Genomic DNA, 422 nt, shown 5'->3' on the forward strand with positions numbered 1-422 from the left:
TCTCAGCACGCCAGAGTTACAGGAAACGCTCACGCCGGTTTACCCAACTACGGAAGGCGTAAAGCAGGCTACGCTGCGTAAATTAACCGACCAGGCGCTGGATCTGCTCGACACATGCGCCATTGAAGAACTCCTGCCGCCGGAACTGTCACAAGGAATGATGACGCTACCGGAAGCGTTGCGCACTTTGCACCGCCCACCGCCGACGCTACAGCTTAGCGATCTCGAAACCGGGCAGCATCCGGCACAACGCCGGCTGATTCTGGAAGAGTTGCTGGCGCACAACCTCAGCATGTTGGCGTTACGTGCCGGTGCACAACGTTTTCATGCTCAGCCGCTGAGCGCCAATGACGCGCTGAAAAATAAACTCCTCGCCGCCTTACCGTTCAAGCCAACGGGCGCACAGGCACGCGTAGTGGCGG

The 422-nt window shown here is 58.8% G+C and carries 1 pseudogene; it reads left to right on the forward strand.

Annotated elements, in window-relative coordinates:
* Positions 1–422 (forward strand): annotated as a pseudogene (locus E0L35_RS25705) (ATP-dependent DNA helicase RecG); the annotation flags it as partial.

The sequence above is a fragment of the Halomonas sp. ATBC28 genome (assembly GCF_005937175.1).
GTDB lineage: Bacteria > Pseudomonadota > Gammaproteobacteria > Pseudomonadales > Halomonadaceae > Vreelandella > Vreelandella titanicae.